The organism is Williamsia sp. (assembly GCF_016462415.1).
Classification (GTDB): domain Bacteria; phylum Actinomycetota; class Actinomycetes; order Mycobacteriales; family Mycobacteriaceae; genus Williamsia_A.
On sequence record NZ_JAEMTF010000105.1, the window covers coordinates 1 to 15,841 of the forward strand.

Below are 15,841 nucleotides of genomic sequence, written 5' to 3' on the forward strand. Positions count from 1 at the left end.
CGGCCAGAACCCGAATTCGTCGGCTGAGGCGGCAAGCGCACTCATCGATCTGCTCGAAAAGGCCTGAGTCGCAGACCGTACGGATCAGGTGGAGCAGTCCGGGAACTAGCCGATCTGAAGCGGGAAGAACACCTGATAGACGGCCGTCAGAACGAGATTGACCCCGATGATCGCCACCGTCGACACGACCACCGTCGCGTTGACGGCATCGGCCACGCCCTGCGGTCCCCCACGAGCTTCCAGACCACGTTGACAACCGATCACCGCGATCAGGAAGCCGAAGATCACCGCCTTCACCAGCGCAAGACCCACATCGCGCACGGTGGAGAAGGCACCGAACGACAGCCAGTAGCTGCCGGGTGCGACGTTCTGTTGCGTGACCGCGAGGTAGAACGCGGCCAGTACGCCGATCGCGATGATGAACAGCGCGAGCAGCGGGGCGACCACGACCGACGCGATGACCCGCGGGACGACCAGTCGCTGTACAGGATTGACGCCCATCACCCGCATTGCGTCGATCTCCTCGCGGATCGTCCGCGCCCCGAGGTCTGCGGCAATGGCCGACGCCCCGGCACCGCCCAGCAGGAATCCCGACGCCAGGGGTGCAGCCTGCTGAATGACCGCAAATCCCCCGCCTGCCCCCAGGAGGGATTGTGCGCCCAACTGACTGATGATGTTGCCGATCTGCAGTGTCACGATGACCCCGAACGGCACCGCCATCAAGGCGGCGGGCAACGCGGTGACACTGACCAGATACCAGGCCTGCAGGACCGTCTCGCGCACCTTGAGTCGGCCCCGCAGCGAATCGGTGACAATGGTGATCACCGACGTGACCGACAGCGAGAACGTCCGGCCCAGGGTCTGGACCGGGCCGACTGCGTTGGTGGAGAGGTTGTCCCGCAGAACTGATGTCAGGGGCGGACGCGAGGACGTCGACGTGGTCGCCATACCGCTCAGCCTGCGGGCGATGCCGGCGGAGCACCCGACGGGGCCGGAACAGCGGGGCCGGCACCGGGGGCCGGGGGCGCGACATTGTCGGCGATCACCTTGGTGGGATCGCCGACCTTCTGGATCTCCCAGTTCTTGCTCTTGTCGAGGGTCAGCGAGTACACCGCGGTCGAGCCGGCTCCGTTGGGTGCCTGTGCGCTCTTGATGTTCGTGTCGACGACCGCCTGGACCTCGTACATGCTGCCGACCACCCTGGTGGTCTTGGCGATCACCAACTCGCTGCTCATCTGCATGCGCAGGGGCCCCATGATCTGTCCCATCGCCTGCCCGACCACGTCGTACTGCTTCTGTAGTTCCGGGCTCACCCCCCTCTTGACGTTGGCGATCCATGGATTGAGGTCGGTGTAGTCCAGGGTTGCGGCACCGGTGGCGTAGCCGCCTGCGACAGACTCGGCCTTCGCCCGGTCGGAGGCGTCTGCCCGCGACCGGTCCAGCAGGTCACGGGCACCGATGTCGCGGTAGATGAACACACCCGCGGTGACGACCAGGGCGGTGATCAGCGCCGCACCCAACAGCCCTCGCACCGACAGCGTGATCTCGCGTCCCCGGCCTGCTCCCCGCGGCCGAGCGCCGGTGGTGTCGGCGTTGTCGGTGCCGTCGACAGCGGCGTCGTCTGCGTTGTCGGGGTCGTCCGGGGTGGGTGGTGTCGTGTGATCGGTCATCATCGTCTTTCTTCGTGGTCTGTCATCGTGGCGGGATGGTCAGCGTCAGCCGGGTGGCGCCGTCAGAACCGACGAGCCCCAACAGTTGCGACAGCAGCGTGCTTGCATTCAGTTGCGGCAAAGTCTCATTGAGCGCGGTGGCGATGGGCAACAAAGGGCCCACGGCGTCCAGGACGTTCGGGAGTATGTCCTTGACGTAGGGGTTCAACCGCTGGAGGAACGGGTGGATCTGCTCTCTGAGGTCCTCGTAGGCAGTCCCGTTGACGAGTTCCGACGTCGCGTCCGCGGTGTTGCGGAGACTGCGAAGGAGCAGACCCACTCCCGACGCCAGCGACGGAAGCCCGTCGACAAGGGCCCCCAGTTGCGGGGTGTATCGCTGGGTGTCGCCGAACATCCTCTCCAGCTCGGCAGTTCGCGACGTGAGGACCGCGGCCACCGCCTGCGCACCTGTTCCCAGATCGGTGAGTGCGGCGCCGTTGCCCTCGAAGGCCTGCTGCAGGGTCGCCAGCAGTCCGGCGAGTGGACCGGCGGAGAGAACTGATGTCAGGCCCTGCAGCGACGAGAAGATACCGGGAATGGACTCGGGTTCGTCGATCGACGTGGCGGCGACGATGTCGCCCGAGGCGAGATACGGACCCGTGTCGGAGCGCGGTTCGAAGTCGATGTAGGGCTCCCCCAGGGCGGACTGCTGGCCGATGGTCACGTGACTGTCGCGGGGGATGCGTTGATTCGTGGGGTATCGCACCGTCACCCGCGCACCGGTGGTGGTGGGCACGATCGAGGTGACCTCACCCACCCGGAGCCCGTTGATGGACACTCCGGTGCCCGGCAACATCGTGCTGGTGTTCGCGAGGTTCATGCTGACCGACGTGGTCTCGCGCCCCGGATGCACGCGATAGACCGCGAACGCCAGATACGCTGTTCCGAGCGTGATCACCATCGCAAAAGCGATCACGTTCGTCATCAGCAGACGAATCTCCCTCTGTCTCACCGGGTCAACCCCATCATTCGTAGGGTCCGCACCATCTGTTCGGAGACATCGCGATTCGACATGCCGCTGTCGACCATGATCGTGCGGATGTTGAATTTGGGGGACTTCTGCAGGAACGGAACGATCTTCGTCCTGAGGAGGTTCTCGAGGTTGGCCGCAGTGGAGCGGCCGTTGTCCGAGTTCGGCCGACCGGGAACGAGGAACGGGATAAGTACCGAGTTCACGAGATCACCGCCGGCGCGCAACGCCGGGGCGAGCGGTACGACCGGAACCAACGCCGATGACAGTTGACCGAACAGATCGACCAGGTCCCGCAACCCGGCAATCCCCTCGACAGCGCGGTTTCCGCCCGAACTTAGGAGAAACGACAGTTTCGCCTTCTGCGCGGCCAGCTGTTGCGACACCCGCGCGAATCCGGTGAGCAGCTTGTTGCCGTTCGCCGTGTCGTCACCCAGCACTTGCAGGATCTGCAGCAGTGGCACCTGCGCCCGACGGATCTCGTCAGGGTCGGCGGGTAGCTTGCTGTTGACGTAACTGATCGTCCCGCCCAACTGCACGATGCTGCCGCTGCCGACGAAGTTCGCGAGATCGCGAAAGAGATCCTCGATCTGCACGGGCTCCTTGGCCTGCGTGCGGGCGACGGTCCCGCCGTCGGCGACCACGGCCGACCGAGACGCGGGCGGATTGTGGATCGAGATGTAGGTGTCGCCGAGCAGCGTGTCCTGACGTACCTCCACCGTGGCGTCGGTGACCACTCGGACGTCATCGTCGATGGTGAGCTCTGCGGTGGCGATGGAGCCGCGTACCGATGTGGACCGCACCACCCCGGCGTCGGCGCCGTTGACGAGGACGCGCGACTGCGCCGGCAGGTTGACCACACTTCCGAGTTGGACGTTCAGGTCCCATCCGGACCGAAACGACTGCGCGGTGGGCAACGCGTCCGGCGACAGCACACTGCAGCCACCTGCCGACGCCGCGATCGCGACAACGATTGCGGCGGAACACATACGGGATCGGAGTCCGGTCATCGGCCCGCTCCCGTCATCCGCAGCGCCGCGGTGATGAGGTCGACCTGCACCGTCGAGGAATTGACGACCGTGCACTGCCCGGAGCCAGGCGGTTGATGTTCGCGCACGTCAGGGCGGGATTGCGGGCAGGTATGAGGGTGGTCGGAGGCGTGTAGCGGACACGAAGGCCCAGTGTGTCGTCGTCGAGATCGATCGTGAACGCGCGGATCAGCGGTGGGACGATGCCCAGCAGGTCACCGAAGTTTCGGAATCCGGCACCGACCAGTCGCGCGATCGGGACGACGGCGTCGGCGCCGGGAAAGACGAAGTGCTGGTAGCGCGAGATGACACCGGCGAGAACACCCAGGGTGACCGGCAACGCGCGCAGGGTACGTGCGACCAGATCGAACAGCGGCGCCGCGCCCGACCCGAACACCGCTCCGGTTCGGGCGAACTGGGCCACGAGGGGCCAGTTGTCGGTGAGGCCGCCGACCAGAGAACTCATGTTGTCGATCAGGCTGCCGACCTGGGCCAGACCGGTCGCAAAGGGGGACCGCGCCGGAGTCGCCAGCTGCTTGATCAGCGTGTTGATGAGCGGGCCGGTACCACCCAGTTCGGTGTTCAGTGTCTGGATGCTGCCGAGCACATCCGCCAGTTGCTGCGGACCACCGGCCGTGGTGATCTCCTTGGACAGGTTCGCGACACTCTCCAGGGACTTGGTGATGGTCACCGGCGTGCTGGTCCGATCCAGCGGTATGCAGCGTGACGGGGTGAAGGTTGCGCCTCCGGTGTAGTCACCCATGAGCGACAGCTGCCGCACCGCCAGGATCGACGGCGACACCGAGACCGCACCGACATCGTCGGGGAGCTTCTGCTTCGCATCGATGTCGAATCGCACGACCGCACTGTCGCGCTGCGTGCGGATGCCGGTGATGGTCCCGACCTTGACGCCGCGACGGGTGACGTCGTTGCCTGTGAACAATCCGACGGCGTCGTTCATGACAGCGCAGTACGAGGTGGATGTGGTCGTCGCGGTCACGAGCGCGAACGAGGTGATTCCCACGATCACCGCGAGCACCAGTGCGGTGGCCGAGATCAGCCACTTGGCGCCGAGTACTTTTCGGACCATCAGCAGTTCACCCCTGCCATCGGTATGCAGAGGTCTGACGAGAGCACCAACGGCGCCGCACCGCCGCCGACGTCGACCGTGCCGTCGGGGCCGACCATCTTCTCCAACCGGGTGATGAGGTCACGCCCCTGGGAGATGAGCGGTGTGTACCGCCGCAGGGCGGGTCCGAAGCCTCGACCGATCTCATCGAGTTGACGCACGAGCGGGTCGATGTCGGACTGGTAGACGCTGGCGATCCCTCGCACGCGTTCGAGAAGCAACGTGAGCGAATTGAAAGCCCGATTGAACCGCTCGTAGAAGGTCGAGTACTCGGTGAGGAACGAGCTCAGATTGCGGACCAGATCGGTGATGACGTCGCCGTTGGCGTCGAGTTGGGCGGTGTATTCCGACGCCAGCCGCAGGAGTGCGCCGAAGTCGTCTTGCCGCGCGTTGAGATTCGTGAGCATGGAGCTGAGGACGGTCAGGTCACCGCGAACTGCGCCTGGATTGTCTCCGAGCCCCTTCCGCAGCTGAACCAGGGTTTCCCGGAGCGGATTGGCGTCGATGCGTGACAGTTTCGGCGCCGCCTGCGCAAAGGTCTGGATCAGATTGTAGGGCAGGGTCGTTCGCGTGACGGGGATGCTGGAGCCGCCCAGTTCGTCCCGCCCTGCCGGACTCAACTCGATGTAGTTGCCGCCGACGATGGTCAACAACCTGACCTCCGCCGACGACTCGTCGCCCACATGGACCGACGACGTGACGGCCATCTCCACAACCGCGTGGTCGGCGGCCAGGCTGATCTTCTTGACGTTGCCCACCGGGATGCCTGCGACCCGAACGCCATCACCCACCTTGATCAGCCCCGCCTCGGCGAAATCGGCCCGCACACGTTGCTGACCGGGGGTGAAGACGTAGAGCCCGGCGGCCACGAGAAGCAGCGTCACCACGAAGACGACAGCTGCCGCACCCCAGTACACCTGCGAGCGCGCCTCCTGCTGGGGCGTACGGGCGGGCCGGTCGGTGAGCCTGCGCGCCGCGCGCGCGAGCGACGGTCGCCGCTCTGTCATCGCCGACACAGCGTCACCTCCGTGCCACGGAGGAACACCGACATGTTCTCGGGCAGTCGGGCGACCCCTTTCGAACACCGACGGTCAACCCCCGTACCGGGCGCCGCGGGCAACGCACCGTTGATCGCGTTCAGGATCCCCGGGGTCAGCGACAACACCCCGAGAACCGACTTGGCCGCCGGAACCACCTGGCGGACGAAGGAATTGAGATCAGGTGTCTCATTGGGGCGCAGACCGATGCTGGCCAACAAGTATTCGGCGGACGTCAGGACCTCACCCGTACTGTCGGCCAGGAGTTCGAGTTGCTGCTCGTTGTCCACCAACGAGCCGACCAGGTCGGAGAGATACTCGAAGACGGGTTCGAGAAACTGCGACCGACCGTTGATCGAGGTGGCCACCGCGGTCAGGTCGGAGATGAGTTTGTCGACCACCGTCTTGCGGTCGTCGACGAAACGCAACGCCTTGGTCAACGATGCGACCGTGGTGCTCAAACCCGAGCCATCCCCCTCGACCAGTGCGAGAACGCCCTCGAACAGGTGGTTGATCTCGTCGGGGTTCATGGCGGAAAACACTGGCGCGAGCCCCCGGAACACACGGGTGATGTCGAACGACGGGGTGGTCGAGGCGACGCTCAGGTGGTCACCGGCCCGACGCGGCGGTCCGGACACGGTCGGCTGCACGACATCCAGGTAGCGGATGCCCGTGAGGTTCAGGTACCGGATCCCCACAGTGCTGTCGGCGTACAGATGCTGATCGCGAGCGAGCGTGAAGGTGACCTCAGCGGTCACCGTGTCGCTGTTCTGCTGCAACGCTATCCGGTTCACCTTGCCCACGGGTACGCCGAGCAATCGGACATCGTTGCCGACACGTAGACCCGCGACATTGGTGAAGGTCGCCGTGTACGAGTCGACGGCGCCGTCGACGGGACGTCGGATGACGTTCACCACGAAGATCCCGCCGCACACCGCGACAGTCGCGAAGACCAGCAGCAGGGCGAGCGGACGCAGGACCGATCTCATCTGCCACCCCGGAGAGCCTCGGCTACCGCGGGCATCCCACGGAGCACCACATCGACGTTGAGCACCGGACCGTTCGGACCGTCGGGCATGGCTGCGCGGATGCGATCGATGAGTGATTCCAGTTGCACACCGTTGGACCGCGCATCGGGGAACGTGGCCTGAACCCGATCGAAGATCTCCACCAGCGTCGGCGCAACGGGACTCAGGCGTCCGAGCTCGTCGGGTCCGAGTAGATCAGTCAGACTTCCGCCGACGACGGTGTCGCCGGCGAATCCGAGCGCACGCCTCTGACGGCTGATGTAGCCGGTCTCCTGCGGGGCGGGCCACGCCACCAGATACGACAACGCGGGCAGAACCTGGGCGATCGCGTCGCCGAATTCGCTCACCAGGGTGGCAAATCGCGGGAATGTCTGAGCGGGAGGGAACTTCTGGGTGTTCGAGAGTGACGTGCCCAGCCGACCGAGAACACCGAGGATCGGTGCGATTCCCATAGTCGCCTGTGCCGCCTGGTCGAGGATGGCGCTGACATGCGGACGGAAGGCCTGATCGTTGACATCACTCAGTGTGCGCAGGAGCGTCGACAGCGTCACGTCGTCGACGTTGTCGGGAAAGAAGTCTGAATCGTTCGACAGTGTTCGGCCGCCCTCGGCCGCCTGGAGGTCGACAGCGCTGATCCCGAACAGATTCCGGGGGGCGAAGCGGACCTTCATGGCGGTGGTGAGCAAACGCGGGTCGGCCGAGGAGGAGTCGAATTCGACAGTGACGACGTTTCCCCCACCTGAGTCCTGGGCGTCGACGTCGGTGACCGAACCGACATGGGCGCCGTTGAGGAGCACTGCGGTACCGGTGGCGATGCCGCCGGCCACGTCGTCGGTGTGGATCCGCACGGTGGTGGTGTCGTCGGGTATCGATCTGACGACGACCACCAGGATCACCGTCACGACGACTGCCATGACGAGGGTCCACAACGCACGACGGGCGAACGTCGATCTGTCGCCGGGCATCCCGGGTGTGGCGAAAGCAGGCATCGCGTCAGCCTCGGAAGGTGAAGTCGGAACTCACGCCGTAGAACAGCACGGTGAGGACCATGTCCATCACGACGATCGCGACGAGCGACGCGCGGATGGCGTGACCCGACGCCAATCCGACACCCTCAGGACCACCGCCCGCGAAATACCCCTGATAGCAATGGATCAGCGTGACGACGACCACGAAGATCACGACCTTGGCCGTGGCGAGCACCAGGTCACGAACATTGACGAACTGGTCGAAGTACTGTGCGTACGCCCCCGCCGACTCCCCTCTCGAGAGGGTCACCGCGGACGCCGTCACGTAGCTCGCGATCACCGTGATGAGGAACGTCGGAAATATCGTGATCAGGCCGGCGACAACTCTGGTCGAGACGACGAACGCGATTGATCGCACACCCAGCACCTCCAGGGCATCGACTTCCTCGCTGATCCTCATCGATCCGATCTCGGCCGTCATCCGGCAGCCCGCCTGGACGGCGAAGCCGAGTGCCGCCAGCAGCGGCGCGAACTCTCGAGTGATCGCGAATGACGAGACCGTTCCGGTAATCGGTCCCAGCCCGAGCATGTTGAGAGTTCCGTACGAGACGATCGCGACCGTGGCGCCTGCCGCGATCCCGAGTACGACCATGACGAGCGCAGTGCCGCCGCCCACGATGATCGCGCCACGCCCCCAGGTGAGGTCGGAGACCGCCCGGATCGTCTGGACGCGGTAACTCGACAGTGCCTGCGGGATGAAACGCAGGCAGTAATAGACGAACGAAGCGAAGTGTCCGACCGCCGCGAGCGAGCTCTGCGTCCGATCGTTCAGGGCGTACGCCCAACCCAGTCCGCGCGGTCGGTAGACCGACGGTCGGATCACCACGATGGCGCGCTACCGATCGCTGATGTTGTCGTGGATCTGGTCGAGCTTCGCCTCCATCGCCGGCAGCCGGTCCAGCACATCGAGTTGCGTTTTCAGTTCTGCGAGCAGGCCTTTGACCTCGTTGAGGGTTGTCTTCGTCTCGGTGAGGGTGCCATTCACCTCGGTCAGGGTCGAATCGACGGTCGTCAGTGTCGACTCGACCTGCCCGAGCGTTGTGTCGACGCGCTGCAGTGTTCGGTCCGCGTTCCCCAACGTGCTGTCGGCTCGACTGAGAACCGCACCTGGGTTCTTGGGGATGATGCCCACAAATTCTCCTCACAACTCGACAATGATCAACCCGCAGAACGCGGCGATCTCGCTCAGATTTCCGATCGGTTCACCGCGGCACGGACCGTCGACCCGCGCCGGCACCGACGTTGTCCGCGAGCAATCCCGCATCTCCGAAAAGCTCCGTGCTCCACTGCTGGAGCAACTCGGCCGTGGGGTTGTCGTCGGGATGGAAGCCCCGCCGCGTGTACGTGCGGAGTTCGGCGACGACCGGTCGTGAGAGCCACGGATTGGACCGCAGTGCCCACAGACTTCTCACCAGCGCCGTAGGTCGATAGGACGCTCGGTCGACGAGCATCGACACCACGGTGGATGCGACGACGAAGGCGGGGAAGATGGCGTTGATGAGGCGCATGGTCCAGATGCGCGTGCGCTCGGAGCCGCCGGTGTGGCGATAGACGTCGAAAGCAACGGCCTTGTGCTCGACCTCCTCGTAGGCGTGCCACAGCAATAGCTTCCGGACTTCTTCGGACGTGAGCAGCGCTCGCGCTGCCGCATCGGTCAGCAGGTGATGGGCCAGCGTCGCCGTGTAGTGCTCGAATCCAGCGGTCATCGCGAGCGAGATCCGGTGCGGGACGTGCCGATAGATCGTCGCCAACGAACGTTTCGTGAAGCGATCACACTTGCGGGTCGGGTATCCCATCTCCTGCAGGCGCTCGTTGATGTTTCTGTGCTCTCGACCATGGGTCACCTCCTGCCCGATGAAACCCGCAACATGCTCTTGGAGTACAGGATCGGAGATGTCGTTCCGGTAATGGCGAACCGACCGGACGAAGAAGTCCTCCCCCTCAGGAAAGACCGACGAGAGCATCGAGACCGCGTGACTCATGATCAGGTCGCCGCCGACGTAGTGTCGATCGGCGTCGGCACGCGGGTACGAGAAGCTGATCCGCCGCGCGCGGATCCTGACCGGATCGGTCCCGGGCGCGATCTTCGAGACATCGCTCATGACAGCCTCCACATCCAGCCGGCGCGGGCGCCGACGTTCGGCCCTCAGTGTCGGGCGTTGACCTGATAATTGTCAACAGCGTAGTAATACTGAATTTCCAACGGCGTAGTATTTCCGCACCGGCTCCGGTGTGCGGTCACTGCCCGATCAGATCAGCTCTCCGAGGGCGCCACTGCCGGTGGCGTGTGCAACTCGTCCTGCTCCACGACGGCCGGGGCCAGGACGCCCTGCCGGGTTGTCGCCGACGCCGATGCGTCTCGTCGGCGCGCTGCCCGCGGTCGACGACTGACCCGCCCCGCCCACGCTCCGAGGACGACCGCGGACCCGACGACTCCGGCAGTCCTCGTACGCGGGTTGTACAACGCCGATCCGAGCACGATCTCCGCAATACCGGTGGCAGTCGTCCACGCCCGACGATGCTCCGGGAAGGCCATGCCGATCGGTCGAGCGAACCATCGAGGTTGCACGAGGTGCAGCGCGCCGATGGACGCGACCGCCAGCCCTGCGGGGGACGCGGCCTTCGTCCATCGGGATGGCCGTCCGGGCGAAGTCTCTCGACGGGGGTCGATGACTATGACACCGGGGGACGTGATCGCGATTCGGCGCCGGCGACGACGAACTCGCCGGGTCATCGTTCACCCTCCCCGAAGCATGTGGCGATCATGCGGTCACCGGCATCGGGCGCGACGGAGCGAGGGTTGCCAGATCGGGAAGTGGCGGCAGGGCTGCTGCCGATTGGGACGGCGGGGTGACCCCGTGCTCGACGAACGCGTCCTGCGGATCTCGCGTTCGCGGGTCGTCGGGAATTGCCTTCTTCAGAACCGGTTGGACTATGGGGTACGTACCCGGGGAGATCCACTTCAGCAGCGCGAGCTCGACCCTGGCGTTGGCGGCCACGAGCCGGAAGACGACCTTCATCAGCGGCCGGACGGCCGCGTCGACCACTGCTGTCTGCGGCATTCCAGCCAGGTCCCGTTGCCACCGAGGCATCGTCGCGAGCGTTGCCGACCGCAGGACGCGATTGATCAACGCTGCTCCCGGCCGCAACCACCGCGGGGTCGGGGGGAACATCACCTCGGCGTCGAGGAGTTGCCGCATCGCGTCCTGTGCCGCCGAACTCGCCGCGAGCCGGGGACGCATCGCCTCGAAGTACGCACGAACACCTTCCCGAGTGCGGGGAACATCGGCCGGGTCGCACGTCTGCAGCTGCGCGGCGATCGCGCATTGCTGCCAGTACTCTCCCTCCTCGTGCGGGGAGAGCCGGCCCGGTCCATAGACCTCGTATGCGTAGAGGATCGAATGCCACGCGGTGAGGTGGATCCAGAGTTGCTGAGCGGGATCGTTCGCGTTGTAGACACCGCCGCTGACGGGCTCGATCCCGACGGCGCGAGCATGAATTCGCACGAGAACATCGGCAGCGGTCACCGCGGTACGGGAGTCACCGAACGCGACGATCGCGAAGTAGCGCAGGGTGTGGTCGTAACGGATACGGGGCTGACTGTAGATCTTGCCCGTATCGTGCACCGCGGCGATCAGGAACGGGTCGAGCTCCTCGATCACCACCGCCCGTTGAAATCCGACGGTCATACCGGCGGGATGACTCCAGACCTTCCAGGTCACCGAACCAGGCCCGAAGAAGCCGTGGTCCCGCGGCATGTCCTGTGCAGTCGCCCGGCGGTTACGCGTGTTCATGTTCAGCCTCCTGTACGAATGGGACCAACGCGCCTCTGCGCGGCCCCGATGGTGCGGAACCTAATTACTACACAGACGTAGTAATTAGTCCAGAGGCGAGCCGAATCACCTTTTACTACGCTTCCGTAGTATAAGCTGCGACACATGAGATCAGTTCGGCTGGCGCGGGCCCTTGTGCTGCTGTTGGGCACGACGGCGCTGATGGGTACCTCGGCGGTCGCAACGGCCGCGCCGCCAACACCCGCGCCCACCTCGACGGAGGCGGGGCCCGGCCTTCGCGTGAGCAGCGCGGCCGTGGCGAAAGCACTGGATTGCTCGTCCGATCTCACCAGCGCGACGCGTGATCCGGTGTTGCTCACGCCGGCGTTCTCCACTGACGCCCAGTCCTATTCGTGGAATTACCTGCGCCAGCTGCCCGCTGTCGGGGTTCCCACGTGCTCGTTGAACCTGCCCGACCACGGCTTCGGCGACCTGCAGATATCAGCGGAGTACGTGGTCGCGGCGGTTCGCAGGATCTCCCGCCTGTCGCACCGCAAGGTCGCGCTGATCGGTCACCAGCACGGCGCACTCAACAACCGGTGGGCCCTCACCTTCTGGCCGGATCTCGCCGATCTGGTATCCGACTACATCTCCATGGCCACACCGCAGATCGGCGGTGCGGAACCCTACTGGGCATGTTCGCTCACCGCGTGTCCGGCAGCGGTACGTCAGATCAGCGTCGGCTCGGCCTATCTGAACGCGCTCAACGGTCGCCCATTGCCGAAGGGGCCCGGCTACACGTCGATCGGCAGTCAGTTCGACTGGTTGATGCAGCCGCAGCCGCTCGCGAACACACTGGTCGGCGGCACGTCGATCACTCTGCAGAACATCTGCCCGTTCTGGCCCATCGAACATTTCACGATTCTCGGCGACAACCTCACCTACGAACTCGTCATCGACGCACTCACCCACACTGGGGCCGCTAAACCCAACCGGTTGGCCCCCGGCGTGTGCACCCGCAGGTGGATGATGCCGGGGGTCCTCACGATTCCATCTGTCGCCGGTGAGGTCCTGCCGTCGGCCGTCGGAGCCGCCGCCGAGGCGCTGCGCAGGGCGCCCGCCACTGCCACTCTGCGCGAGCCCCGACTGCGCGCCTACGCCCTACCCGAATGATGTTCCCCTTTCTGTCGCGGTAGAGCAGAGCGCCGCAGCAGATCCACTTACTACGCGAGCGTAGTTGTTGGAGCCGGATGGGATTCGTTTGTCTCCCGATGTGGCCGCGCATGCCTACGTCCCCTCGCCCGCCGGCTTGTAGAGTCGGGACATGGCGACAAGCACACCTGCGGCCGGGCGGCGTCGCCCCTATGCACCGCGGGTCTCCGAGGACGTCCGGCGCACACAGCTCCTCGACGCCGCGCTCCGTCTGGTGGTGAGCCGTGGGCACGGCGCCGCGACGATGGCCGCGATCGCGGACGAAGCCGGCGTCACCAAGCCGGTTGTCTACTCGATGTACGCCAACCGCGGGGACCTGCTCGGTGCACTGCTCAAACGCGAGCAGGAACTGGCCATGGCGCAGATGCTGTCAATCCTTCCGCCGGGCGCCGGAAAAGACGGACTGGTCGATTGGGGCCAGTCGTTCGCCGACATCTTCATCGGCTTCCTGGAAGCGGTCCGCGACGCGCCGGATCGCTGGCGTTGCGTGCTACTGGACGTATCCGGCATGCCGGAGGAATTCCACGCAACACGTGCGAAGATCCGAGGACAGATCATCAAGCGGCTGACCGGCATCGTCGACAAGACGTTGAAGCGTTCGACCGCGACGGAGGTCGATGCGGAGGTCCTGACTCATGCATTGATGGCCGTGTTCGAGAGCTCAGCTGCGCTCGTGGTCAAGCATCCGAGGAAGTTCCCGCCCGCCCGATTCGCCGGCACCATGAACGCGGTGATCGATTCCCTGCTCACGTGACCGCGCGTCGGGAACCTGGACGGCAACCCACAGCTACCCGACACCGCCTCTTTCGCTGAGGACCGACAACGGCAATACTACGGGCGCGTAGTTGCCGCACACGTCGAGCCGGGTCTGCAACCGAGGCGTTCTGCCTCGGGAGCAACCGCGATGACGGTGCGCACCCACAATGAACAGCCCTGAGCACCGGGAGCAGCCCATGATCGAACTCGTCGACCAGTCGCACGTGGTCACCGCCGTAGATCACGAGGCCTACCGCACGGTGATACATCTCGCCGACGATCTGCGGATCGTCATCGAGTCCATCGACCACATCCATTTCGATGAGGACATCGAACCGATCGCAGATCTGGCTCTGCTCGACACCTTGACCGGATCAACCGTTCAGCGCATCGCCGCGGAAGACCGGGGAACACTGGTGATCACCACCGCGAGTCACACCATCACCGTGCCGAGTGACCCCGACTACGAGGCCTGGTCGGTGATCAGCGCGATCACGGGTGCGCTCGCCGCGGCCATGCCAGGCGGCGGAGTCGCACACCGGAACTGACCGGTTGAACAGGTGCCGTCACGCCACTCCGCCGCTTCCGTGTATCGGCCACGGCGGCGCAAGGGCAATCCGATTGCGACCTTCCTGTTTTCCCCGATATAGCGCGGCATCGGCCTCGCGCAGGGTGGATGAGAGCGTTGCGGCCGGATCGTGCGTGTGGTCCGTGGAGCGGCCCGCGACCCCGATGGTCACAGTCACCGGGAACTGATCGGCGGGTTGATGAACCGCGGTTCGGATGGCGTGCGCGAGGTCCATCAACTCTCCGACGTCGATGCCCGCCGCGACCGCGAACTCGTCACCACCGGTGCGCGCGAGCGAACCGACATCGCCCACCACCTCGCGCAACCGTCTCGCGGCGAGTTGGAGGACATCGTCTCCGACGTGATGCCCGTGAGCGTCGTTGATGTGTTTGAACCGGTCGAGGTCGATGACCAGGACGCCGAAGCACCTGTCGCAGCACTTGATCGTCTCGATGGCCCAGTAGGTGAATCCTCGCCGGTTCCACAGTCCGGTCAAGGGATCGCGATGAGCGTTCTGCAGCGCTCCGTGTATGTCGCGGCGAACGTCGATCGAGTGCACGCTCTGCAGCAGGACTGTTCCGTTGACAACAGCCCCGGCGACCACGGCTCTAGCGATGCAGCCCGCGGGATCCCACATCCCGGATCGCCATGTGAGTACGGCGAACACCCCGATGGTCATCGAGGTGAAGACGATGTGCAGGTTACGGACCATTGTCTCGGCGAAGTTCGCCACGTACACCGACACAACCGCGAACAACGTAGTCCCGAAGAGCGATGCCTCTGGAGTGGAAAAGGTGACGAGTACCGTCGTGACGCCTAGATCGCCGTAGATGACGAGCGCGTGATTCATGCTCCACCAGTGCGACTCACGTATCCACCAGATCGGTCCGAGTTCCGTTCGGGCAATCACGACCGCAACCGGAATGGTCGATCCGGCCACCGCGAGAGCGACGATGCGCTGCGTAGGGGTACCGGGCCCCTCTCGCGAGAACACCATGATCACTGCGATGATCCCGAACCCCGGCACGAACGCCGCGATCGACAGTCGGATCAGTCGCTCCCGCATACGAAAGTCTTTGCTCATGAACGCCAAGTAGGTATGTGCTCGATCTGGTGTCACGCCCGCGGGCGGTGGTGAAGGTCGCGGTCGATGACGCTTCACAAGGAAACTCCGATCACCTCGCACTCAGAGCGTTCTCCCGGCACCGCGTTCGGTCTCGCCCACCCGTTCGACAGCACCCGGTGCCGCGCCACAAGCAGCAGCGTACTACGAAAACCTCAAAAGCTACACAAACGTAGTAATACCGCGATGCGACGCGTCCGTGGGCCGTCGGCCGCACGATCGGTGCCGACGGATCGACGGATGCCATTTACAGACATGTTTTGTCCGTAATAAGCTGCGATATGTGAGACGACTACTCGGCGCCACCAGACACCTTCCATCACCCGGCCCCCAGGTCCGCAGATGACCACCGGCTCGGGTCTGGTGTCGGGCGCTCGATCTGCGGTCATGGCGTCGGTTGAGGCCGCTAGCGCGGGCACGGGCAGACCGTGACCGCGCTGTGGTCGGACCTTCGCTCCGTCGTGGCGATGTTCGGACCGA

Annotated in this window: 16 protein-coding genes; 3 read left to right on the forward strand and 13 right to left on the reverse strand. The window is 64.9% G+C overall.

The features are described from left to right. Positions 1–105: 105 nt before the first annotated feature. The 12 genes from JHC79_RS19365 to JHC79_RS19420 all read right to left on the reverse strand — a co-directional run bounded on the left by JHC79_RS19365 (position 106) and on the right by JHC79_RS19420 (position 11,723). A complete protein-coding gene (locus JHC79_RS19365; protein ID WP_296393872.1) occupies positions 106–948 on the reverse strand; it encodes an ABC transporter permease in 843 nt (280 codons plus the stop codon). A 5-nt stretch (positions 949–953) separates the two neighbouring features. Continuing rightward, on the reverse strand, positions 954–1,670 hold the full coding sequence (locus tag JHC79_RS19370) for a hypothetical protein (protein WP_296393876.1): 717 nt from the start codon (positions 1,668–1,670) through the stop codon (positions 954–956). Between the two features lie 22 nt (positions 1,671–1,692). Then, positions 1,693–2,634 (reverse strand): MlaD family protein, encoded by a 942-nt coding sequence (locus JHC79_RS19375; RefSeq protein ID WP_296393878.1) that lies wholly within the window; start codon positions 2,632–2,634, stop codon positions 1,693–1,695. A 23-nt stretch (positions 2,635–2,657) separates the two neighbouring features. After that, the gene (locus JHC79_RS19380; protein WP_296393880.1) at positions 2,658–3,689 is read right to left on the reverse strand and encodes an MlaD family protein; all 1,032 of its coding nucleotides are present in this window, start codon (positions 3,687–3,689) and stop codon (positions 2,658–2,660) included. 13 nt (positions 3,690–3,702) lie between these two features. After that, a complete protein-coding gene (locus JHC79_RS19385; protein WP_296393882.1) occupies positions 3,703–4,797 on the reverse strand; it encodes an MlaD family protein in 1,095 nt (364 codons plus the stop codon). Further along, a complete protein-coding gene (locus tag JHC79_RS19390; protein ID WP_296393902.1) occupies positions 4,797–5,843 on the reverse strand; it encodes an MCE family protein in 1,047 nt (348 codons plus the stop codon). Before JHC79_RS19390 ends, JHC79_RS19385 begins: the two co-directional genes overlap by 1 nt. Further along, positions 5,840–6,862 (reverse strand): MlaD family protein, encoded by a 1,023-nt coding sequence (locus JHC79_RS19395; RefSeq protein WP_296393884.1) that lies wholly within the window; start codon positions 6,860–6,862, stop codon positions 5,840–5,842. The genes JHC79_RS19390 and JHC79_RS19395 overlap by 4 nt, the downstream gene beginning before the upstream one ends. Continuing rightward, positions 6,859–7,890, reverse strand: coding sequence for an MlaD family protein (locus JHC79_RS19400; protein WP_296393886.1), 1,032 nt, complete (start codon positions 7,888–7,890; stop codon positions 6,859–6,861). Before JHC79_RS19400 ends, JHC79_RS19395 begins: the two co-directional genes overlap by 4 nt. Before the next feature lie 4 nt (positions 7,891–7,894). After that, entirely contained in the window at positions 7,895–8,755 is an 861-nt protein-coding gene (locus tag JHC79_RS19405) for an ABC transporter permease (RefSeq protein ID WP_366783085.1), read from the reverse strand. 9 nt (positions 8,756–8,764) lie between these two features. After that, positions 8,765–8,914: a hypothetical protein gene (locus JHC79_RS19410; RefSeq protein ID WP_296393889.1), complete on the reverse strand. Its 150-nt coding sequence runs from the start codon at positions 8,912–8,914 to the stop codon at positions 8,765–8,767. Positions 8,915–9,131: 217 nt separating this feature from the next. Further along, a complete protein-coding gene (locus JHC79_RS19415; protein ID WP_296393891.1) occupies positions 9,132–10,031 on the reverse strand; it encodes a metal-dependent hydrolase in 900 nt (299 codons plus the stop codon). Positions 10,032–10,691: 660 nt separating this feature from the next. Then, on the reverse strand, positions 10,692–11,723 hold the full coding sequence (locus tag JHC79_RS19420; RefSeq protein WP_296393893.1) for an oxygenase MpaB family protein: 1,032 nt from the start codon (positions 11,721–11,723) through the stop codon (positions 10,692–10,694). Between the two features lie 144 nt (positions 11,724–11,867). Here JHC79_RS19420 and JHC79_RS19425 point away from each other — a divergent pair, with 144 nt between their 5' ends. The 3 genes from JHC79_RS19425 to JHC79_RS19435 all read left to right on the forward strand — a co-directional run bounded on the left by JHC79_RS19425 (position 11,868) and on the right by JHC79_RS19435 (position 14,218). Beyond that, on the forward strand, positions 11,868–12,875 hold the full coding sequence (locus tag JHC79_RS19425) for a lipase (RefSeq protein ID WP_296393895.1): 1,008 nt from the start codon (positions 11,868–11,870) through the stop codon (positions 12,873–12,875). Positions 12,876–13,026: 151 nt separating this feature from the next. Further along, positions 13,027–13,668 carry a TetR/AcrR family transcriptional regulator gene (locus JHC79_RS19430; protein ID WP_296393897.1) on the forward strand — a complete coding sequence of 214 codons (642 nt, stop codon included), beginning with the start codon at positions 13,027–13,029 and terminating at the stop codon, positions 13,666–13,668. Positions 13,669–13,837: 169 nt separating this feature from the next. Continuing rightward, a complete protein-coding gene (locus JHC79_RS19435; protein WP_296393899.1) occupies positions 13,838–14,218 on the forward strand; it encodes a DUF6188 family protein in 381 nt (126 codons plus the stop codon). A gap of 18 nt (positions 14,219–14,236) precedes the next feature. Here the strand turns inward: JHC79_RS19435 and JHC79_RS19440 are convergent, their stop codons facing one another. Then, a complete protein-coding gene (locus JHC79_RS19440) occupies positions 14,237–15,322 on the reverse strand; it encodes a GGDEF domain-containing protein (RefSeq protein WP_296393901.1) in 1,086 nt (361 codons plus the stop codon). Positions 15,323–15,841 lie beyond the last annotated feature (519 nt).